Below are 21,283 nucleotides of genomic sequence, written 5' to 3' on the forward strand. Positions count from 1 at the left end.
GCCGCCGCTCAGCGTGAACGTCGCCGCAGTGGCGCCTGGGATTTCGGTCCCGCCGCGCAGCCACTGCCAGGTGGTGGAGATGGGCGCGGTGCCGGTGGACGGTGCCGCGGTGGCGATCAGGGTCTGGCCGACCTCGGCCAGGCCCGAAAGCGTGGGCACACCGTTGATCTCGGGCGCGCGGGCCGCGATGGCCATACTCGCCGAAGTGGCGCTGTCGCTGCCTTGTGCATTCGTGTCGGTTTGGCGGACGGAGATTGCAGCGCCTTCATCGCCGCCGCTCAGCGTGAACGTCGCCGAGGTGGCACCGGGGATTTCGGTCCCGCCGCGCAGCCACTGCCAGGTGGTGGTGATGGGGGCGGTGCCGGTGGAGGGTGCCGCGGAGGCGGTCAGCGTTTCGCCGATCTCGGCCAGACCCGAAAGCGTGGGCACACCGCTGATCTCGGGGGCACGGGCCGAAATGGCGATGCGTGCCGATGTGGCACTGTCGCTGCCGTCTGCGTTTGTCTCTGTCTGGCGAACGGAGATCTCGGTGCCTTCGTCCCCGCTGCTCAGGGCGAATGTCGCTGCCGTCGCACCTGGGACTTCGGCGCCATCGCGCAACCACTGCCAAGCGGTGGTGATGGGGGCGGTGCCGGTGGAGGGTGCCGGGGAGGCGGTCAGTGTTTCACCGATCTCGGCCAGGCCAGTGATTGTGGGCACACCGTTGATCTCGGGCGCGCGGGCCGCGATGGCCATACTCGCCGATGTGGCGCTGTCACTGCCTTGCCCATTCGTGTCGGTTTGGCGGACAGAGATTGCAGCGCCTTCATCGCCGCCGCTCAGCGTGAACGTCGCCGAGGTGGCACCGGAGATCTCGGCGCCATCGCGCAACCACTGCCAGGCGGTGGTGATGGGCGCCGTGCCGGTGGACGGTGCTGCCGAGGCGGTCAGCGTTTCGCCGATCTCGGCCAGGCCCGAAAGCGTGGGCACACCGTTGATCTCGGGCGCGCGGGTGGAAATGGCAATACTTGCCGAGATGGCGCTGTCGCTGCCTTGTGCATTCGTGTCGGTTTGGCGGACAGAGATCTCGGTGCCTTCGTCATCGCCTTCCAGGGCGAATGTCGCCGCGGTGGCGCCCGGGATCGCGACGCCATCGCGCAGCCACTGCCAAGCAGTGGTGATCGGCGCGGTGCCGGTGGAGGGTGCCGCGGAGGCGGTCAGTGTCTGGCCGGCTTCGGCGAGACCTGTGATGGTGGGGACCCCGTCGATTTCCGGAGCGCGGACACCGACCAGTGGTGTGATGGTGAACCGTTCGCCGGTATCGGTCTGGAGGTCATAGGCGATGCCGCCGGTTACGGGAATGCTGAAGGGCGGGTCTCCCTCGTGGCGCGTCCAGGATCCGTTGGGATCCGCTTGTGGCTTGGTCCAGATGGTGCGGGGCATTATGAAATCTCCACGGTGATTGCGTCTGTATCGGGACCAGCGGTCAGAGAGGGCCGGGCCGGCACGGGAGCAAGGCTTTCGATCCTGATGGCGTCGGCGCGTTCGCTGAGCACGGTGATCACAACGGGAGCCGCGGCAACAGGCACCGCGGTCGCGAAGGGACCTGCGGCACTTTCGACCTCCAGATAGAGTATGCTGCCGGCGGCGGCTTCCGGGACGCTGAGCGTGCTTGCCGTTCCGTAATCCGCGCCGCCGGGGGTGCTGCCCCAGGCATAGGAGGTGATTGCCGTGCCGTCCGACAAACTGGCGGAGAGGGTGTCCCCTACCTCCGCCGTTCCATCGTTCAGACCAGAAAGCAGCAGGCTGGGCTGCATCGTGCCACTGCTTCTGGTGGATACCGTCGTGAAACCGACTGAAATGGAAATCATACGGGAGATCCCTCCGGGGTCAGAGCTTCAGGAATGGCCGGATCACGCGAGGGCCACGATCCCCGAAGCCGTGGTGCCGGTGCTCCAGACCCGGGACACCCGGATCGGAAAGGCGATGCCGGCGGCCACATGGATCGTTGCCGTTGTCCCGCCGATCGTGGTGACACGCAGGGCCCCATCGCTGGCGACATTGATCGCCCGACTGGCTTCGGTGAGGTCCTCGGTGTCGCTGGGGGTGACGGGGATGAGGCGGACAGCCGGGCTCTCGAGACCGGTCTGGTAACTTTCAAAGGCATCCGTCATCTCGAATCTCTCCTTCAGGCTGCATGGATTTCAAAGCTGTACTGCTGGGTCGGCGCACACTGTCTGGAAATTTGGTTAAGATTGTCGGACGTGACCGCGCGCGCAGGAACGTGAGCTGGAAACGGCTGAAATTCCGCGTATTTTGAACGGAATGGACATATTTTCCTGCGATGAGGATGTTCTCAGCGGGGGTGCCGTGCGCTATACCCGTGCCTCGACCTGATCAGCGAAGGATGCCGCGTTTCAATGCCACCGATGCTTGCGCTCTATCTCTGGCCTGCGATCAGTGCGGTGATCCTGCGCAACATGCGTCTGCCGCTGGCCATTCTGGTCGTGATCTTCGCGGGTTACATGTTCCTGCCGGTGAAATTTGCCATCGATTTCCCGATGATCCCGCCGATGGACAAACATGCCATCCCGGTCATGACTATCATGGCGGGTGTCCTGCTGTTTGCGACGCTGCGCGAGTCTGCTCCGAACCAGCCGGGGCTGCTGCCCAAGAGCCTGCTGGCACGGATCCTGATCGGGCTGGTTGTGCTCGGGGCCATCGGGACCGCGATCACCAATGGCGACCGGATCGTCACACCGCAGGAGGTCAAGCGCCCGCTCAGCCTCTATGACGGCGTTTCCATGGCGATCGGCTATGTCATCCTGATCCTGCCCGTGCTCATCGGACGCAAGTATTTCGCCCGGGCGGAGACGCATCGGCTGATCCTGATCGTCTTTTGCATCGCGGCCTGCATCTATGCGCTGCCGGCGCTGTTCGAGGTGCGCATGTCCCCCCGCCTGAACCGCTGGATCTATGGCTTCACCCCGCATGACTGGCGCATGCACGTGCGTGGGGGCGGCTGGCGCCCGATGGTGTTTCTCGAGCATGGGCTGCGTGTTTCGCTGTTCTTCGCGCTTGGGCTGATCGCCGCGGTCGGGTTGTTCCGCATGGGCTGGAAAGTGGGCTTCACGATGGTGGCCTCGGCCGGTCTTGCCGTGACGCTGGTGCTGACCAAGTCTCTCGGTGCGGTGATCATCGCGGCGCTCATCGTGCCGCTGGTGTTCTTTCTCAACACCCGTTTGCTGATCCTTGCGGCGGCGGTCATCGGGACGATCGTGCTGACCTATCCGATCCTGCGGGGCGGGGGGTATGTGCCGATCGACAAGGCGCTGGAACTGGCCGCGCGCGTTGACGAGAAGCGCGCAGGCTCGCTGCGGGTCCGGGTGGAAAACGAGGAGATCATGCTGGCGCGCGCTGCCGAACGGCCCGTTTTCGGCTGGGGCGGGTTCGGCCGGTCGCGGGTGCGCAACGAGAAGGGCAACGACATTACCACCGCCGACGGCTATTGGGTGATCATGATCGGTCGCGTCGGCTGGGTGCATTACATCGGGGAATTCGGACTGATGACCGCGCCGATGGTGCTGTTGTTCCTCCAGCGCCGCCGGCTCGGCATCACCCGTGACACCGCCATCCTGTCGATCATCGTGGCGGCCAACATGATCGATCTCATCCCGAACTCGGGTCATTCGCCAATCCTGTTTCTGATTGTCGGCGCACTCTGGGGCCGTCTGGAACGGGGGCCGGAGGACGATGACGGGGAGGGCGGCCTCGATCCGCCTGAGCAGGACGGCCGTCCGCAGGGCGAAGATGCGTCACGCTATGCACGGGATTTCGGCAAGAAGCCCGTCTCCCGGCAGCGTCCGCTCAAAACAAAGGTGGAGCGGTCCACTATACACCCCCGGTATCGGCGTGATACCGGGCAAAACCACTCCGCGTCCTGAGACTTGCCAATGCCCTGCAAGCTTGCCATTTCGATCATCAACTATCGCACGCGCGATCTGACACTGGGGTGCGTGGCGTCAGTGCTCGATGATATCGGCACGCTCGATGCCCGTATCGTGGTGGTCGACAATGCCTCCGGCGACGGCTCGGCGGAGGCGATTGCCGACTGGATCGCCGCCCAGCCCGCCGAGACACCCGTCGAACTGGTGCGGTCGCCGGTCAACACCGGGTTTTCCGGTGGCCACAACCAGGGGATCGCGGCGGTGGAGGCCGAGCATTATCTGTTGCTGAATTCCGATGCGGTGCTGCGTCGGGGCTTTCTGCGCGCGATCCTTGCTGCAGCGGAGGCGCAGCCGCAGGCGGGGCTGATCGCACCGCGGATCGAAACGGACGCGGGTGAGGTGCAGGTCAGCCAGTTCCGCTTTCACAACCCCTGGAGCGAGTTGGACCGCGCGGCGGGGGCAGGACCGGTCAGCCGTCTGCTCCGCCGCCGCGTGGTGGCGCTGTCCCCGCCGGCCGATCCGGCGGAGGTCGAATGGGCCTCCTTCGCCTGCATCCTGCTGCGCGGCGAGATGGTGCGTGCCCTGGGGCCTATGGACGAGGGGTATTTCCTCTATTACGAAGACGCCGAATATTGCCTGCGCGCGCGCCGGGCCGGCTGGAGTATCGCGCTGGCACCCGAAGCGGTGGCGGTGCATTTTCGCGGCGGCTCCGGCCCGGTGAAGAAGAACGCCAAGGCGCGCAAACGTCTGCCGGCCTATTACTACAGCTCCCGCACCCGGTTTCTCTATCAGGCCCACGGGCGGGCGGGGCTGACCTGCGCCAACCTCGCCTGGCATGTGGGCCGTGTCCTGGCCCGGACCCGGACGTTGCTCGGCGGCCGCCCTCATCTGGCGGTTCAGCAGGAGGCGCGCGACATCTGGACCAACTTCCGCACCCCGCTGGGGCCGCGACACGCGCCGGGAGAATGATGTGACCACCAGCGGACCTCTGCCCGATTTCATCGTGATCGGCGCCATGAAATGCGGCACCACGACGCTGGCGGCCCAGCTTGCCGCGCAGGCGGGTGTGTTCATGTCGACACCGAAGGAGCCCAACTACTTCTCGGATGACGCGGTGTTCGCCCAGGGGCAGGGGTGGTACGAGGGGCTTTTCGCGCAGGCACCGCCGGGGGCGCTGAAGGGGGAGGCTTCGACCCATTACACCAAGCTGCCCACCCACCCCGAAACACTGGCGCGGATGACCGCGCTGCTTGCCGCGCCAAAGCTTGTCTACATGATCCGCAACCCGGTGGCGCGGGCGGTGTCGCACTATATTCACGACTGGTCCCTGCGCGTGGTGGGGGATGACGCCGAAGCAGCCTTCCGCAGCCGCACCGAATTCGTCGATTACGGCTGCTACGGCATGCAGATCGCGCCCTTCATCGAGGCCTACGGACGCGGGGCGGTGTTGCTCACCTGCCTGGAGGCGTTCCAGACCGACCCGGTTGCGGAATTTGCCCGGGTCGCGGCCCATCTCGGTCTGCCGGAGGGCGTGGCCTGGCAGGAGGGTCTCGATGCGCAGAACGTCTCGGGCGCGCGGTTCCGGCGGCTGCCCTTCCAGTCGGTTCTGGTGGACAGCCGCGCGGCGCGCGCCTTGCGCCGCGGGTTGGTGCCGAAAGCGCTGCGCGAGAAGATCCGGGCGCGCCGGCAAATGACCGCCCGGCCAGAGATCCCGGCGGATCTCGAAGCCCGGATGCAGGCCCGGTTCCTCGAAGACCGCGCGGGGCTGGCGCAGGTCTTTCCCGGCCATCCCGCACTCGATCTGTGCTATCCGTTTCGGCCCGCGTGACAGCTGCGGCCCATATCGGCGCTGTGGTCATCGGGCGCAACGAGGGCCAGAGGCTTATTGACTGCCTGACCTCGATGCAGGGGCAGGTGGGCCGCATCGTCTATGTGGATTCCGGGTCCACCGACGGCAGCCAGGCGGCGGCGACCGACCTCGGGGCCGAGGTGGTTGCGCTTGATACTACGGTTCCCTTCACGGCGGCCCGGGCGCGCAACGCCGGTCTGGCCCGGCTGATGGAGCACGCGCCCACGCCGGAGCTTGTGCAATTCGTCGACGGGGACTGCGCGCTCGATCCGGGCTGGATCCCGGCGGCGGTGGCGTTTCTGGCGGCGCATCCGGAGGTGGCGGTGGTCTGTGGACGCCGGCGCGAGCGCTTCCCCGAGGCCAGCGTCTTCAACCGGCTCATTGACCGGGAATGGGATACGCCGGTGGGGGAGGCGCGGGCCTGCGGCGGCGATGCGCTGATGCGGGCGGCCGCGCTGGCGGAGGTGGGGGGCTACAATCCTGGCCTCATCGCGGGCGAAGAGCCGGAGCTTTGCGTGCGGCTGCGTGCGGCGGGATGGAAAATCTGGCGGCTCGATGCGGAAATGACGTTGCACGATGCCGCGATCACGACGGTGGGGCAATGGTGGCAGCGGGCGCGGCGTGCGGGCCATGCCTATGCCGAAGGGGCAGCGCTGCACGGGGCCCCTCCTGAGCGGCACAATGTGGCGCCAACCCGGCGGGCGCTGCTTTGGGGGCTGGGGCTGCCTCTGCTCACCCTGGCGGCGCTGGTCCTGTGGTGGCCGGCTGCGCTGGCTCTGTTGCTGATCTGGCCTGTGCAGGTGCTGCGGCTGTGGCGCCGTTATGGTGATGGTGCGCAGGCGCTGGCGATGACCTTCGGCAAACTGCCCGAGGCACAGGGCGTTCTGACCTACGGGTGGCGCCGCCTCACCGGGGCGCGCCCGGCGCTGATCGAATACAAGTAACGCCTCAGATCGCGCGGGCGCGCAGATCGCCGTAAAGCGCGCGGCAGGCCTGCAGAAGCTCCGTTTCATCCGGCTCTGCCGCCGGACGGTCCGGACGGCGGAGCGTCTCGGCCGGAGCCGCCTCGGGCAGATCGAGCCGGGCACAGAGCTTCGGCCAGACCGTCTCGGTGTCATCACACAGTGTTTCGTAGCAGACAAAGACGGCCGCATCGGGGGCTGTGCGCAGCAGGGCCTCGTAGGTCGCGCGCCAGAGCCTCAGCCAGTAGTCGAGATCGCTGGCCGGATCGCCTTCGGGTGGCGCCTCAGTGAAGACGAAGGGCCGGTGGTCGGCTCCGAATTCGTGATGCGCCAGCCAGGTCATATACTGCCGCGCAAAGTGATCCTCTGCGTCGCGGGCCAGAAAGTCCCGGTGCTGGCGCATGAGTGAGCGCGCATGGGTCAACGGGTCGCGGAAGGGGATCAGCAGCACCGCCTGCGGGAAGGCGGCGGCGATCTCCGGCAGCCGCAGGATATTGTTGTTGTTCTTCGACAGGTACCTTTTGCCCTCCGCCGCGCGCAGGATCGAGGCGACATAGCCCTGGAACGCCGCCCGTATGTCGGACGGGACCTGCATCGGGGTCAGCCGGTCGGCGTGGATATAGCTCTCCCCGCACTGGACGCGCCAGAAGACTTCTTCCAGGGCTTCGGGGCTGTCGAAATCCACCAGAATGCCATCCCCATGCGCCCGCTCCTGTGCGGCCATCTGCTGCCGCGCGCCGCCGCTGAGCCGCGCCCAGAGGTTCGGCGCCAACACGAAGGGCATGTCACGGTAGGTGAGCGACCGGAAGGCGCCCGTGGCATGAAGCTGGCGCATCAGGATCGTGGTGCCCGCGCGGGCGAGCCCTGCAACGAAGACGTGGGGCTCCTGGGCCACGCGATCCCTGTCGACCGGATAGAGCTTCTGGTCGATGTCCATCGAGACCTCGGCCACCGCCCGGCTGCCGAGCGCCAGCCGGTGCAGCAGCTGCGCGCCCGCGCCGTAGTCCGAGGATCCTCCGACAGGGCGCAGCTTGGCATAGGCCAGGGCAACAACGGTGATGAAGATGAGACCCGCCCAGGACATCGAGAAGTCGAGGAAGGCAACGCCCATGAGATGCGCGAGCCCCGCCAGCAGGGCAAAGGGCGCGAAGGCGGCAAGCAGGCTGACGGCAACCCGTCCCGTGGTCCGCAGCATCATCAGCGCATAGCGCGGCAGGACCTTTTCCTTCCAGTGGTCCGAAATCCGCTCGGACCGCAGGATGGCGGGCACACGGGCCAGAATGTGCTGAAAGCGCCCGAGGGTCGCAAAGAACTGCACGCGCATCAGGATTTCGACAAAGCCGATCCCGGCCAGCGCGGCAAACAGCCAGTTCATTCAGGGTCAGTCCTTGGACGGTTGGGAGGCCTCTGCTGCAGCCTTGCGCTTCTTCATCATCCGCTTGATCGGATACCAGAGCACCGCGAAGACGGCGAGCAGGATTGACCCGATGATCCCGAGGATCACCGCGATGGCGCCCAACCCGAGCCCGGGGCCCACATAGGCATGGGCCGCGTGTGGCAGCGCCAGCGTGACAAGAGCGGCCAGCGTCAGCAAGCGGAGCGCGGGCGACGTGAATTTCTCGATCATGATTTGTCTCCCTGAGACTGAATGGTGCTGCAGTCGGTCTGAAGCCAGCGGTCAACGGTGGCCTGATCTAGCACGAAGGCCTCGCTCACGTGAAGGGCGCGCCCGTCCGTGCGGTCGTAGACGTTCACGAAATCGAACACGAGCTCGCCGGTCTCCAGATCGACCTCCAGAAACCGCCCTTGGGTCGCGCTCGCGATGATCACGGTGCCATAGTCCGTGAACTGGTGCTGGCCGTTGATCCGGGAGTAGAAATTATGGTCGGCCCCGTCGATCAATGTGCGGTGGGTGTTGGCAGCCAGGTCGATCTGTTCGATGGTGGAAAACTCCGGCAGACCGCGGCGGTCCGAGCGGTAGCGGTTGTTGTAGATCGAGATTGTTCCGTCGGCATGCCAGTCGGGATCGTGCTGCCCGTCACCGGCGCCCGAATACCACCATTTGATCTCCAGCGTATCGGGGTCCATCACGAAGATCAGGTTGGTGGTGTGATAGCTCTGCACCAGATCGCCGACTTCGAATTGCGGGAAGGCCTCGGCCAGATCGCTGGGCAGCGCTTCGATATGGTTGGGATGGGTGGCCTGATCGCCGCGCCGGCCGCGGCGCAAATCGAAGATCGGGATGCGGACATTGGCCTGTTCCACATCCGCCATGTCGATTTCGCGCAGGGTCTCGCCGGTCTCGGCATCGATCAGGATCAGTATCGGGTGGAGATCCCCCTGATAGCCGCCATAGGTCCAGAAGGCGGTGTTGTCTTCGGTTGGGGTGGCCACGTGGTGGAAGATGCCCTGTTTGACCCAGTCGACTTCGCTGCAATAGCCGAACTTGATGAGGCCACCGGCGCTTTCCTGCAGGTTGATCGCCATGGATCCATCGGGAAAGAGTGCTGCGCCATAGAGGTTCTTGAGCGTGTCCTCTTCGGTATCGGGAAGCTCCATCAGTTCGGGCAGCTCCGCATTCAGATACCAGCGGTGCAATTCGCGGCCCTGCGGGTCGATCAGGATCGCGCCCCAGAAGGCCTCTTCGAAATCGAAGGCGGCGATCAGAAGCCGGTAGGCGGGGGGCGCATCCGGTGCAATCCAGATTTGTGGCACACCGCGCCGCGCGGTGACGCCGGTCAGCGGGAAGTCCTCGAACTTCTCACCATCGAGCGGCTGGTACTGGCGCATCATGCGGGTGGGTGTGCCACCGAGATCGTTCTGCAGCTTCTGCGCGATGGAAAGGTCTTCGTCCTGGTCGCCGCGCACGAAATCGACCACGGATTTCATCTGGTCGTAGGGAAAGACCTGAAAGGTAACCGAGGCCACACCCCAGGCAAAGAAGGCGGCGGCAACGAGATAGAGAAGGGCAAACCGGGCGACCCAGTTCATGTCAGGAACCTCCCCTTGATGGATGAGCCAAGCCGGTCCAGTGATACTTGGCTGGCGTGCCATGTCGAAAGGATATTCCGGATCTGGCCGTTCTTCCGGCAGATCGGTGCCGAAGGTCGAAAATATGACCTGTCGCGATACCCGTCTGAACACAAAAAACCGATGTCTGAAATCATACTGTCACTCAATCGCATAAACAAATACTGCATTTGAAACGCTAGGTCGAATTCCCGACATATTCAAGCCAGGCGGTTCTGATCCGGCCTGGATCAGCGGGAAATGTCTGCGCTTTGCTCAACGGTTGTTCGGCGCCAGGTCAGCAGCGCCAGGCCCAGCGAAGCGAGGAGCCACGCGCCGAAGACCAGCGCCGGGGACAGCTCCCAATGGGCCATGCGGAAAAACGCATTCCGCTCGGTCAGCAGGTTTTCCAGGATCGGATCCTTGAGCGGAAAGCGCATCCCGCTGGGTACGGTCATGGTCATGCTGGCGCAGGCAAGGCTGAAGAAGAGCGACAGGCCGAACAGCCCCTGCAGGATGCGCCGCGCCCGACCGTCCCAGCGCGTCCAGAGCCACAGCAACGGCAGGAACATGAAGAAGACCGCGGGCATGGTATGGCGTGGCCCGACCGAGGCACCGCCGCCCCAGTAGAAATAGGAGGCGTTGAGCAGGAAATAATAGAGGATCACGGCGAGGCAGAGACCCATGTCCGCCCGGTGGCCCGCACCGCCCCGGCCGGGCGCGCGCAGCCCGTACCAGATGCCGATGGGGACAAGGGCCAGCAGCGGTGAAAGCCAGAGGATGCCGCGGCGGATGCTGAACAGAATCTGCCACAGCACCGCCGGATCGGGCCGGGTAAGGCCGAGAAAGCCCTCCTGCATGCCTTCAAAGCCCACGACCGAGGAATACCCGACCCGGAACGGGCTGCCGAAGCTGGCCCAATGATAGACCATCATCGGCAAGGCGGCGGCAATCGCAGCCCCGAAGGCCAGCGCGAAAAGCCGCCACGCCGTCGCCCGCGGCAGCAGCGTCAGCCGCCACAGCGCGTAAAGCGCAATCATCAGCGCCGGGGGGGCGGCGGTATATTCGATGCTGACCGCAAGGCTGAGCGCCGCCCCCGCCAGCGGGGCCCGCAGGCCCTGCGGCAGCCGCGTGGGCGCGCGCGCCAGCCCGGTGGCGAGGGCGAAGGCGATGGCCAGCGCCGCGCCCGCGGCCACATGTCCGAAGAACTGCACCGACCACCCCAGCACCGGCGTGGCCAGGCACACCGAGAGGCTTGCCATCAGCGCGGCCCGCGGGTCGCCTCCCAGTCGCAGCCCGGCCCGGTAGAGTGCCGCGCCGGCCAGCGCCATCAGCAGCCCGCCCGTGGTCCAGGCGATGGCCCGCCAGATCAGCGCCGCGCCGCGGGGCAGCGTGTCAAGCGGCGCATCGAGCTGGAAAAGGGCCGCTGCGGCCTCCGGGGCGACGGCGCGCCCCACGGCATAGGCCGGGACCGCGAGCAGCGCCATGCCGGGCGCCTTGTCAGAGTAGTAATGCGCCCCGACCTGAGCCTTGTCGACGGTCAGCGCGGCGTGGCGATCAATCCGCGTTGTGCCCTCTGCCACCAGCGCGTCTGACAGCATCAGCCGGGTGGAGGAATTGGCACCGCCGAATTCCGGCAGGAACGGCAGCGGCACCAGCATCAGCAGCACAAAGAGCAGCGTGGCGGGTCTCATTTACGCAGGAACCGCTTGCGGAAGACCAGATAGCGGGCCCCGAGGAAGTTGAAGCCCATCCCCGCCGCAATGCCGACGAGGGCGGCGAGCTGCAGCGCATAGACCCCGTCGGAGAGAACACTCATCCGCAGGCCGAGTGCCACGCAGTAGTTGACCACGAGGCCCAGCACCGAGGCGCTGACAAAGCCGAGGAACTGGCGCAGCATGGGTTCATGGCGCGCATAGGAGAAGGTGAACCGCCGGTTCAGCAGGAAATTGGTGACCAGGCTGACGCAGATACCGCTGGCCAGGCACAGCCATTCGGGCAGACCCGCCCAGAACGCCAGGCTGAGCACGGAGAGGTTCACCACCACACCCGAGGCGCCCACCACGAGGAATTGCGCCAGATACATCATGCCGGCGAACTGGAACATGTAGAGGCGGCGCAGGTGCTGGATATAGCGCAGCTGCTCGGCCAGGGTGAGCTTGCTCTCGCCGAACTGCCGGTCGGTGAAATGGATGGGGACTTCGCCGACGTTCTCGAAGCCGCATTTCACGATCAGCTCCAGGGCGATCTTGTAGCCCACCGGGTTGAGATCCCGGGCCTTGTCGAAATCGGATTTGCGCAGCGCGAAAAACCCCGACATCGGGTCGCGTATCGCGGTCAGGGGCCGGGCCAGGACGGTGGCCACGAAGCTGTTGAACCAGCGAAAGAACCCCCAGTCGTCGTCGGTGGAGCCGCCGGGCACATAGCGCGAGCCGATGACGAACTGCTGGCCTGAATGCAGCGCCAGCACCAGATTGGGAATCGTTTCCGGCGGGTGGCTGAGATCGCAGTCCATGCAGATCAGCACCGGGTAGCGCGCCGCCCGGAAGCCGTCCACCACCGCTGAGCTGAGGCCGCGGTCGGTCTCCCGCACGAGAATGCGCGCCCAGTCGAAGCCGGCAGCCTCCACCGCTTCGACGCTGCCGTCGCGGCTGTTGTCGTCGACGAAGATCACCTCCAGCGTCAGCCCCGCGCGCTCTCGGACCTGATCAACCCGGTTCAGAAGATGCGGGATGTTCTCGGCTTCCCGGTAGGTCGGCACGATAATGCTGATCCCGACTGTGTAGTGGACATCGCAGAGATCCGTCGAAGGGGGCGCCAACCGGTCGGTCATGTCTTCTGTCACTGTTGTCATGCGGTGTCCTTGTGGACGGGTATCATGGGCCGTGTCGATGCTGCAAGAATACTGCTTTCACATGGCCGAGCAGGCACAGCTTGTCGATAAAACGCTTGTTTATTGGTAAACTTGTGATCTTCCGTGACCAATTCGCATATGGGGCCACGCCGGTAACTGTCCCCCTGTTTTGGGCTGGGATCACCGAAGCACTTGCAGTACTGCTGCAGAGCAGGACAGTCTTCCCAGGATGTCCGGCACGAGTGACCGACGACGAGTAATTCCCAGATGGCCCTGTTTTCCCCCCTGGCTCTGATGCGCGGCGACAGCGCGCGGGCGCGTGTTTTGCGCGGCACCATGATGACGGTCGTCAATTTCGGCGGCAGCAAGGGGCTGCGGCTGGCCTCCAACCTGATCCTGACCCGGATCCTCTTTCCCGAAGCCTTCGGGATGATGGCGCTGATCACCGTTTTCGTCGGCGCGCTGGAGATGTTTTCGGACATGGGGGTGAACGCCTCGATCATCCAGAGCAAGCGTGGCCACGACCCCGAGTATCTCAACACGGCCTGGACGGTGCAGATCCTGCGCGGCGCCGTGCTTTATGTGGCGGCGCTGCTGCTCGCTGCCCCCGCCGCGCGGTTCTATGACGAGCCGATGCTGGCGCAGCTTCTGCCCGTTGCCACGCTCTCCATGCTGATTTCGGGCTTTACGTCCACCAAGGAGGCCACCGCCAACAAGAAGATCCTGCTTGGCCGGATCACCGCCATCGGGCTGGGCACGCAGGCGCTTGGCATTCTGGTCAACATCGGCATGGCGCTCTGGCTGCAGTCGGTCTGGGGGCTGATCTTCGGGGGGATTGCCGCCAATCTCGCGAAGGTGACGCTGACCCATCTTGCGCTGCCGGGCGCGCGCAACCGGCTGGCCTGGAACTGGGAGGTGTTCTGGGACATCTTCCATTTCGGCAAATATATCTTCATCAGCTCCATCGCCGGGTTCTTCATCAATCAGGGGGACCGGGCGATCCTGGGCAAGTTCGTGAGCCTCGCGGAGCTGGGGATCTACAACATCGGCTGGCTGATGGCGTCGGTGCCGATGGCCTTCAACCGGCTCTTCGGGCGGCGTATCCTGTTTCCGCTCTATGCCGAGAAGCCGCCCGCTGAAAGTGACGAGAACCGGCGCAACATCGCCCGGGTGCGCCTTGCCATGACGGGCGGCATGCTGATGATCAGCTTCGCCTTCGGGCTGACCGGGGACTGGCTGATCCAGACACTCTATACGCCCGAGTACCATCTTGCCGGGCCGATCCTGGTGCTGGTGGCGCTCGCGGGCATGCCTCTGGTGATCACCGCAGCCTACAGCAGCCTGCTGCTCGGGACCGGCGATTCACGCAGTTTCACCATCCTGCTGATCACCACGGCCCTGGTCCAGATCGGCCTTTTGTGGATCGGCGTGCAGAATTACGGGCTGCTCGGGGCCATCGCGGCACCGGCGCTGGCCGTTTTCATCGTCTATCCCTTGAACGTGTTTCTGGTGCGGCGCCACAAAGGCTGGGACCCGGTGCATGATGGGCTCTATGTCCTGCTGGCTGCGGTCATCGCGGCTGTGGTGCTGAGCGTGCATCCCGATGCGGTGGCCCGGGTTATGACAGGCGGCGCCTGAAGCCTTGTCTCTCTGCCCCTGATCTGCGCACCGGGCGTCCGGCCCTTGTCCGGCACGAAGGGACCTGACATTCTGCGCTCTTCGAAAGGCCTGATGTTATGACCACGCGCCGCACTGCCCTTCAGATCCTGTCCGCCGCAGCCCTGCTGCCGGCGTTGCCGCGGCAGGGTGGGTCGCAGACGCTCGATTTGTCCATCCGGCTGACCGCCCCGCCTCTGGCCGTCGCGCCCATGGGCGTGTTTCTCGAGGCGGTTCCCGCGCCAACAGCGCGCGCGGGGAGCGCAGGCTATCCGGCGGCTTACCGGCCGGAGTTTCACGAGATCACCTACGTCTGGTCGCTGCTCGACGAAGGGCCGATGCAGACGCCCGAGCACCTCGTTGCGGCGCACCGCCGGACGGATCAGGCCATGGGCCCCTTCATCGCGCGTGTTTTCACGACACCAGGCCGGCACCGGGTCGCGGTGGAGGCCTTTGCCCCCGATGGTCGCCGGGGGCGCGCCGAAATCACGGTGGAGGTGGGGGATCCGGCGCGGGCCTTCGGTCCGGACGGGACCATCGTGGTCGCTGCCGACGGTGATTTTTCCGGCGCGCCTGGGCATCACCCGCGCAATGCGGTGCGCACGTTGCAGGACGCCTTTCGCCGGTACAAGGCGCTGGGAGTGCCGCAGGTGCAGATCCTGTTGCGGCGCGGACAGGCGCATGTGCCCCCGCGCGACCGCGCCTTGCAGTTCCGCAACCAGTCGGCGCATTGCCATATCGGTGCCTGGGGGCAGGGGCCCCGGCCGCTCATTGACCTGACGCAAAATGCCTCGGGCCTTTTCCTGCTGCATCCCAAGTGGGACGGGCGCGCGCTGGTGCTGAAGGATTTGCAGTTCCGGGGCGGCTGGGACCCCACCACCGAACTGTGGCAGTCCGCGCAAACCGAAGCCGTGGTCGCCACCCGCGGCAACGCCGCGCTGCTTCTGCATAATTGCCGCGAGGAGGGCTGTGCGGTCACCGTCAACAGCCGCCCACCCAGCCAGCAGACGGGCGTCCGGGCGATGACGTTCTTCAATGCCTACGACAAGACCGATTTCAAGGATTTCCTGTTGCTGGGCCCGCGCGACGAGGTGGATGTGGCCATCACCGGCTGCCGGGTGGTGCAGAACCTGCAGGCGCTCAACGGCGGTGAAAACCGGGCGGTGACCTCCTACAATATTTACGGGCGTAACGCGCATAACTTCATCCGCTGCAGCGCGCGCCGCCTTTACGTCGCCTCCAACGATATCTTCATGCGTCACGGCTGGGCGATGCAGAAGGTCTTCGACAACCCCGCCTTCCGGATCAACCGCAACAACGTGCCCGATATGCGTGCGGTGATCGCGCGCAACCACATCGAAGGCATGATCGTGCGGGATACCAAGGGCGCGCCGGTGCCGATGAATTTGCTGATCGAGCAAAACTACATCGTCTCGAACCCCACGACAGGCCGGGCGATTGGGCTGCGCGGCGGGGCGGCCAGCATCCGCAACAACATCGTGCTGGAACACGACACCCCGAAACCGCCACGCACCGGTGCGGGCTTTCGCGGCTTTGTCTCCCTGGCACGGGAAGAGGGGGAGCGCGCGACACGCGACATGCCCTTCCTGGTCTACAACAACAGCTTCATCCTGCTGCGCCGGGATGAAAATGCCCAGCATGGGCCCGGCACGGTGGTCACCTCGGAGGATCGGTTCACTCAGATCCGGGAAAGCAACAATCTGCTCTGGGCACCGGCCCTGGACATAGATCCCACCGGGGATGGCCCGCTGGAGACCACATCGCTCGGCTGGGACGCACGCTATCGGGGCGCACGGATCGGGTGGGCCCGGTTCGGCAAGGGCAGGCTGCCCCGGCAGATGTTTCCCGGCGACACGCTGCTGGTGCCCTACTGGACGGATTATTTCGATATCCCGCTGGGCCCGGGAGATTTTGCCGGGCAGGCGGGGCGCCATGCGATGATCGTCAGCATCGCCGGGAAACGGCGCAGCTTTGATGCGTTGAGCGGTGATGTGGACATCCGCTTCGAGGCGCAGGGGGTGCGCGTCACAAACACCAGCCCGGCGCGCTGGCCTGCGGGCGCGGATTTCATCCTGCATTGTGATCGCGGCAGCACGCCCTCGGCGATGCAGACGCAATATGCACATCCGCCCGGAACAATCGCGCTCTACTCACCGCTGCCGGGGGCGGGGGCCCGGGGCAGCGCGCGGGGTGACCTGATTGCGGCTTATGATTTCCTGGGTCGGCTGAGGCCCGGCACCTGGCATCCCGATGCGCCCTCCGGTGATCCGTCACGCGGTGCGGTCGAACCCTGAGCCCGTCTCATAAAAAAAGGGCGGCCTTGCAGACCGCCCTTAGAAAAAACCGTCCGGTTGTCGATCTAGCGGGTCCGGCGCCGCCGCGCCCAGCCCAGCAGCACGATACCGCCCGCCAGAAGCGGCAGGCTGGCCGGCCCCGGCACGGGCGATGGCGTGTTGTCGTTGTCATCGCCATTGGTGTCGGTGGGAACTGATTTCGCTCCGATGAAATCCGCCTGAAGCCGACTTCCGCCAAAAATCTTGCGCTGGCCGGATTCAGTCACACGCACGTAATCCGTGACGGGACTGTGGAACCGGAAGAGCCAGGTCTGATCCTGCGTGCTGGCTTCACCGCTGTCGTCCAGCGCGAACAGTCCAGTGTCTGTCAGGAAGTTGCGAACACCTTTGGTGAAGCCGTCGAAGACCTGGGTGGCAACGGAGCAGTCCGCATCGCTGCACAGGCTCAGTTTGAAAGGATCGATTCCGCCGAGATCCGCGATGACGAGGTCTGTGAACCCTCCCAACACGGAGTTGAAGGTGACAAAGGAGTTACGCCCGAAATCAAGCTGTTCGTCAGCCTCGACCGTGGTGCCGGAGATCCCCGAGTTGTCCCAGGTCGAGATTTGCGAATTGACATAGGCGGGGTCACCGGCTGCGCCGCTGGCATTTGCTGCGGCCCCGTTTTCGCCCTGATCCGTGCGCCAGGGGCCGGTTGGGTCGGCACTTGACGGCCCGGAGCTCGGGTCGGTCAGCGATGAAAAGGTCAGCGCCGTGTCGATATCAAAGGAAAAGTTTTGCGCCACCAGAGAGGCTGACGTGGCCTTGTCGTTGCCGTTCAGATTGCCAAGCTGGTAGACCGTCTGTGTGCCGACCGTCAGCGGCGCAACCGAACTGGTTGTCGGAACCGATTGTTCCGCGATCAGGAAGATATCCAGACCAAGAGCCTTCGACTGACCCGGCGCAACCGCGGCGCAGGTGAGCAGCGCAAGGGCCGACAAAGCGGTGCGCGGTGTTGACCTGAATGTGCAAGATGATCTTTCAAAGCGCATAATCTGTAACTCTTCTCATCTTTGTGCTGGTTACTGGTGGAACTCGGAATGTCTAATGCGTTTATAATAAATTGATATGACCGGCTGCGCCATGCTGAATACGCGTGAACCTGCCAAATCATTTGGAAACCGGTTAAAAACGTCACTTTCCGGTACGTCTTTACAACCATTGATAGAGTTACCCAGGTGTTCGGAGGGATGCGAGGAATAAGGCGTCGTGCGATTCGTGGACAATTCCAGCCCTTTTCCAGCATTGATCACCGAAGCGGGCCCGAGGGGCAGGGTATGGATGTAGAGCGAAGGCGCGGGTCCCATCGCCCAATCAGGGCCAGGGTCGGGGTGCAGGACGATGGCGGACCGGAGCGATCATAAATATGAAGCAGGAACGTTTTCCATCTCTTCAGACATTGCAGGTATTGGACTGGTGTTTGCCCCGCCGCGCCCGTCGTCCTCGGACGGGTTGCCAGACTTTACTCATTTGCCGACCTTCGACATAAGCCGGAAGACCAGTTTCAGGATGTTTCTTTTGTGATGTCAAAGCCAGTGCGCATCGCCTACCTCACAGCGATCTATCCAGGGGTGTCTCATACGTTCATCCTGCGGGAAGTCGAGGGGCTGCGGGCGCTTGGGCTTGATGTTGAAACCGTGTCGGTGCGCCGTCCGGGGCCGGAGCATCTGCGTGGTCCGGCGGAACGCGCTGCCGCGGAGACAACGTATTATCTTCTGGAGACCGCGCGCCGTGGCCTGAACCTGCCGGTGGCTCTGGTCGCCGCCCTGGCCCGGCCCGGTCTGTTCTTCCGGGCGCTCGGGCTGGCCTGGAACACCCGGGCACCGGGCCTTGGCGCGGGGCTCTACCAGCTGTTTTATCTGGCTGAAGCGCTTGTACTCGCACGGCACCTGCGGGCGCGCGGGGTCACGCATCTGCACAGCCATTTCGCGCAGGCCAGTGCCACGGTCGCGATGCTGACGGCCGAACTGGCAGAGATCGCCTTCAGCTTCACGCTGCACGGGCCCGCCGATCTTTACGAGCCGCACCGCTGGCGTCTGGGCGACAAGATCGCGCGCGCCGGTTTCGTGTCCTGCATCAGCCATTTCGCGCGCGCGCAGGGGATGCTGTTTTCCGATCCCGCCCACTGGCCGCGGTTGCGCATCGTGCATTGCGGCGTGGTGCCGGAAACCTATGCGCAGGCGCCGGATACCCCCCGTGATGGCGCGGACGGGCTGCATCTTCTCTTTGTCGGCAGGTTGGCACCGGTGAAGGGGCTCAGGGTGTTGCTCGATGCGCTGGCAGCGGCCCGCGAGACCCACCCCGGCCTGCGGCTGACCATCGTCGGCGATGGCGAGGACCGGGCGCATCTCGAGGCGCTGGCCGCGCCGATGGGCGAGGCAGTGCGCTTCACCGGATACCTCTCGCAGGACGAAGTGGCCGAAGTTCTGGCGCAGGCCGATGCCTTCGTGCTGCCGAGTTTCGCCGAAGGATTGCCGGTGGTGCTGATGGAGGCGCTGGCCGCCGGCAAGCCCGCCATCGCGCCCCGTGTCGCGGGGGTCGCGGAGCTGATCGAAGATGGACGTACCGGGTATCTGGTGCATGCCGGGGACGTCACGGGGCTGCGCGCAGCGATCGAGCGCCTGGCGACGGATCCGGAGGCGGGCAGGGCGCTGGGGGCGGCGGGCCGCGAGACGGTGCAGGCAGAGTTCGATGCAAGGATCGAGGCCGCGCGCATCGCACGGCTGTTTTGCGCGGGACCGGGGGAGGATCTGCGCCCGGCCCCCCTCCAGCCAGAGGAGATCAGCTGATGGCCGAGGCCGATATCACTGCGCGCGCGTTCATCGTTTTCGGTGCGCTGCGCTCCGGCACCACGCTTCTGCGTCTGATGCTGGATGGCCACCCCCGGATCACCTGTCCCGGTGAGATGGATTTCCTCATCGATCATCTCGATGCCACGGGCGGTTATGACCGCGCAGCGCTGCAGGCCGACCGGATCTTTCGGGCGCATGAGGCGCTTTATCCCGATCACCCGCTGTCCGAGCCGGGGCCACAGGATTTCGTCGCCCGTGTGGCTGGGCCAGAGGACGGGATGGCCGCGGTGATCCTGCACCGGCATCTCGACAGGGCGCTCGAGGTCTTCCCGGGCATGCGTGTCGTGCACCTGATGCGCGACCCGCGCGACGTGGCGCGCTCCTCTATCGGCATGGGATGGGCGGGCAACACCTATTACGGGGTGGATCACTGGATCGGCACGCAGCGCGACTGGCAAAGGGCGCTGCCGCAGCTGCCGGACGCACAGCGGCTGGTGATCCGCTACGAGGATCTCATCGTGTCTCCCGAGGAAACGTTGGGGGCGATCTGCAGCTTCGTCGGGCTCGATTTTCATCCCGACATGCTCGCCTATGATGCGGACAGCAGTTATTCGAAACCCGATCCACGCCTGATCACGCAGTGGAAGCGCAAACAGAGCCCGCGCGACGTGGGGCTGGTCGAAGCCAAGATCGGGCCTTTGCTGCAGGACAGCGGCTATGCGCCCTCCGGCCATCCGCAGGCCCCGCCCTCAGCCGTGGAGCGGGCCCGGCTCTGGCTGAACAACAAGCGGGTGGTCTGGGCCTGGCGGTTCCGGCGTCACGGGCTGGTGGACCCGCTTCTGGTGAAGCTCGCGCCCCGGATCGGGCTGTCGCATCTCGGGCGATCCGCCCGGCAACGCATGGATGCAAATCGCATCCGCCATCTGAAATGATCTGCGCCCGCGCCCAGGCTTTCACGGAAAAGCCCGCCCTCACGGATGGCTTGACACAGGACCGGTCCACTGGAACCAGAGGACCCATCGATTTCCGGAGCGTTTCATGACCCGACTTCCCAATCTCTTCATCATCGGGACACAGAAAGGTGGGTCCACCTCATTTCACCGGCACCTGGCCGGGCACCCCGACATCGGAAGCTTTCGGGAAAAGGAAATCAACCTCCTGCTCGATGGAATAGACGTCGAAAAACGGCTGCATGAGCTGGGCCCGCCGCAGGGCGGCGACCGCTATCTTCTGGACGGGTCGATCAATTACACGCGCTATCCGCGCCATGGCGGTGTGCCCGCGCGCATCGTCGAACACGTCGGGCGCGAGACGCCGCGCTTTATCTACACGCTGCGCAACCCGGTGGACCGGCTGATCAGCCAGTATCACTGGAACGCACAGCGTTACGGCGCGCCGCGCGATCTGATGCAGGCGGTGGCCACCGACGACACCTATGTGGCGACCGGACAGTATGATCTGCAGATGCAGCAGTATCTGAAGCATTTCTCGCTGGATCAGTTCCACTTCGTCCGGTTCGAGACGTTCAGGGCAGATCCGCAGGCAGAGGTCGACAGCGCGCTGGACTGGCTCGGCCTGCCGCCGATGACCATCAACACCGAGGTCCGGCTGGCCAGCACCAGCGCAAAGACGACCCGCGCACAGCGCTTTCCCCGGCTGCATGCCTTCCTTGCCGGCACGCCTGCGCTGCGGCGACCGCTGCAGAAACTTCTGTCCGACCGCACCCTGCGCCGTCTCAACAGTGTCATGTCCACCGAGGTGGAACGCGCACCGGTCAGCCGGGAGACGCGCCACGCGTTGCTGGAGCGGTATTTTCTCGACAGCATCGACAGGACCGAGGCGCTTCTCGGCCTTGATCTGAGCGACTGGAAAACCGTCTGA

The 21,283-nt window shown here is 65.1% G+C and carries 17 protein-coding genes and 1 pseudogene; 9 read left to right on the forward strand and 9 right to left on the reverse strand.

All coding sequences use genetic code 11. The annotated features are described in order from the left end of the window. From Q1A71_RS21470 to Q1A71_RS21480, 3 genes and pseudogenes are all read right to left on the reverse strand, one after another. A pseudogene (locus Q1A71_RS21470) lies at window positions 1–1,422 on the reverse strand (hypothetical protein); the annotation flags it as partial. Further along, the gene (locus Q1A71_RS21475) at window positions 1,422–1,796 is read right to left on the reverse strand and encodes a hypothetical protein (protein ID WP_299681640.1); all 375 of its coding nucleotides are present in this window, start codon (window positions 1,794–1,796) and stop codon (window positions 1,422–1,424) included. The gene Q1A71_RS21475 and the pseudogene Q1A71_RS21470, both read right to left, overlap by 1 nt. A gap of 96 nt (window positions 1,797–1,892) precedes the next feature. After that, window positions 1,893–2,153 (reverse strand): hypothetical protein, encoded by a 261-nt coding sequence (locus Q1A71_RS21480; RefSeq protein WP_299681643.1) that lies wholly within the window; start codon window positions 2,151–2,153, stop codon window positions 1,893–1,895. Between the two features lie 246 nt (window positions 2,154–2,399). Between Q1A71_RS21480 and Q1A71_RS21485 the strand changes: the two genes are divergently transcribed. The 4 genes from Q1A71_RS21485 to Q1A71_RS21500 are packed head-to-tail and all read left to right on the forward strand — an operon-like array spanning window position 2,400 to window position 6,719. Continuing rightward, window positions 2,400–3,923 (forward strand): hypothetical protein, encoded by a 1,524-nt coding sequence (locus Q1A71_RS21485; protein ID WP_299681646.1) that lies wholly within the window; start codon window positions 2,400–2,402, stop codon window positions 3,921–3,923. Window positions 3,924–3,932: 9 nt separating this feature from the next. Beyond that, window positions 3,933–4,895 carry a glycosyltransferase family 2 protein gene (locus tag Q1A71_RS21490; RefSeq protein ID WP_299681649.1) on the forward strand — a complete coding sequence of 321 codons (963 nt, stop codon included), beginning with the start codon at window positions 3,933–3,935 and terminating at the stop codon, window positions 4,893–4,895. A 1-nt stretch (window position 4,896) separates the two neighbouring features. Next, window positions 4,897–5,754 carry a sulfotransferase domain-containing protein gene (locus Q1A71_RS21495; protein WP_299681652.1) on the forward strand — a complete coding sequence of 286 codons (858 nt, stop codon included), beginning with the start codon at window positions 4,897–4,899 and terminating at the stop codon, window positions 5,752–5,754. After that, a complete protein-coding gene (locus tag Q1A71_RS21500; protein ID WP_299681655.1) occupies window positions 5,730–6,719 on the forward strand; it encodes a glycosyltransferase in 990 nt (329 codons plus the stop codon). Before Q1A71_RS21495 ends, Q1A71_RS21500 begins: the two co-directional genes overlap by 25 nt. A 4-nt stretch (window positions 6,720–6,723) precedes the next feature. On the opposite strand, the gene Q1A71_RS21505 is transcribed toward Q1A71_RS21500, so the two are convergent. The 5 genes from Q1A71_RS21505 to Q1A71_RS21525 all read right to left on the reverse strand — a co-directional run bounded on the left by Q1A71_RS21505 (window position 6,724) and on the right by Q1A71_RS21525 (window position 12,600). Beyond that, complete coding sequence (locus Q1A71_RS21505; protein ID WP_299681658.1) at window positions 6,724–8,112, reverse strand: sulfotransferase; 1,389 nt, start codon at window positions 8,110–8,112, stop codon at window positions 6,724–6,726. A 6-nt stretch (window positions 8,113–8,118) separates the two neighbouring features. Then, the gene (locus Q1A71_RS21510; protein ID WP_299681660.1) at window positions 8,119–8,364 is read right to left on the reverse strand and encodes a hypothetical protein; all 246 of its coding nucleotides are present in this window, start codon (window positions 8,362–8,364) and stop codon (window positions 8,119–8,121) included. Next, window positions 8,361–9,728 carry an arylsulfotransferase family protein gene (locus Q1A71_RS21515; RefSeq protein WP_299681663.1) on the reverse strand — a complete coding sequence of 456 codons (1,368 nt, stop codon included), beginning with the start codon at window positions 9,726–9,728 and terminating at the stop codon, window positions 8,361–8,363. Before Q1A71_RS21515 ends, Q1A71_RS21510 begins: the two co-directional genes overlap by 4 nt. A gap of 269 nt (window positions 9,729–9,997) precedes the next feature. Continuing rightward, a complete protein-coding gene (locus Q1A71_RS21520; RefSeq protein ID WP_299681666.1) occupies window positions 9,998–11,440 on the reverse strand; it encodes a hypothetical protein in 1,443 nt (480 codons plus the stop codon). After that, window positions 11,437–12,600: a glycosyltransferase family 2 protein gene (locus Q1A71_RS21525; protein ID WP_299681668.1), complete on the reverse strand. Its 1,164-nt coding sequence runs from the start codon at window positions 12,598–12,600 to the stop codon at window positions 11,437–11,439. The genes Q1A71_RS21520 and Q1A71_RS21525 overlap by 4 nt, the downstream gene beginning before the upstream one ends. Window positions 12,601–12,867: 267 nt before the next feature. On the opposite strand from Q1A71_RS21525, the gene Q1A71_RS21530 reads away from it, so the two are divergent. Together Q1A71_RS21530 and Q1A71_RS21535 are read left to right on the forward strand one after the other, a co-directional pair. Beyond that, window positions 12,868–14,238: an oligosaccharide flippase family protein gene (locus Q1A71_RS21530; protein ID WP_299681670.1), complete on the forward strand. Its 1,371-nt coding sequence runs from the start codon at window positions 12,868–12,870 to the stop codon at window positions 14,236–14,238. A gap of 98 nt (window positions 14,239–14,336) precedes the next feature. Continuing rightward, on the forward strand, window positions 14,337–16,571 hold the full coding sequence (locus tag Q1A71_RS21535) for a hypothetical protein (protein ID WP_299681673.1): 2,235 nt from the start codon (window positions 14,337–14,339) through the stop codon (window positions 16,569–16,571). A 65-nt stretch (window positions 16,572–16,636) separates the two neighbouring features. Here Q1A71_RS21535 and Q1A71_RS21540 read toward each other — a convergent pair whose 3' ends face one another. Further along, window positions 16,637–17,551 (reverse strand): hypothetical protein, encoded by a 915-nt coding sequence (locus tag Q1A71_RS21540; RefSeq protein WP_299681676.1) that lies wholly within the window; start codon window positions 17,549–17,551, stop codon window positions 16,637–16,639. A gap of 582 nt (window positions 17,552–18,133) precedes the next feature. Here Q1A71_RS21540 and Q1A71_RS21545 point away from each other — a divergent pair. The 3 genes from Q1A71_RS21545 (at window position 18,134) to Q1A71_RS21555 (ending at window position 21,283) form a co-directional block, all read left to right on the forward strand. Next, complete coding sequence (locus Q1A71_RS21545; protein ID WP_299681679.1) at window positions 18,134–19,399, forward strand: glycosyltransferase family 4 protein; 1,266 nt, start codon at window positions 18,134–18,136, stop codon at window positions 19,397–19,399. After that, the gene (locus Q1A71_RS21550; RefSeq protein WP_299681682.1) at window positions 19,399–20,334 is read left to right on the forward strand and encodes a sulfotransferase; all 936 of its coding nucleotides are present in this window, start codon (window positions 19,399–19,401) and stop codon (window positions 20,332–20,334) included. The genes Q1A71_RS21545 and Q1A71_RS21550 overlap by 1 nt, the downstream gene beginning before the upstream one ends. A 106-nt stretch (window positions 20,335–20,440) precedes the next feature. Further along, entirely contained in the window at window positions 20,441–21,283 is an 843-nt protein-coding gene (locus Q1A71_RS21555) for a sulfotransferase (RefSeq protein ID WP_299681685.1), read from the forward strand.

Origin of the sequence: uncultured Roseobacter sp. (genome assembly GCF_947493125.1) — a bacterium.
Classification (GTDB): domain Bacteria; phylum Pseudomonadota; class Alphaproteobacteria; order Rhodobacterales; family Rhodobacteraceae; genus Roseobacter.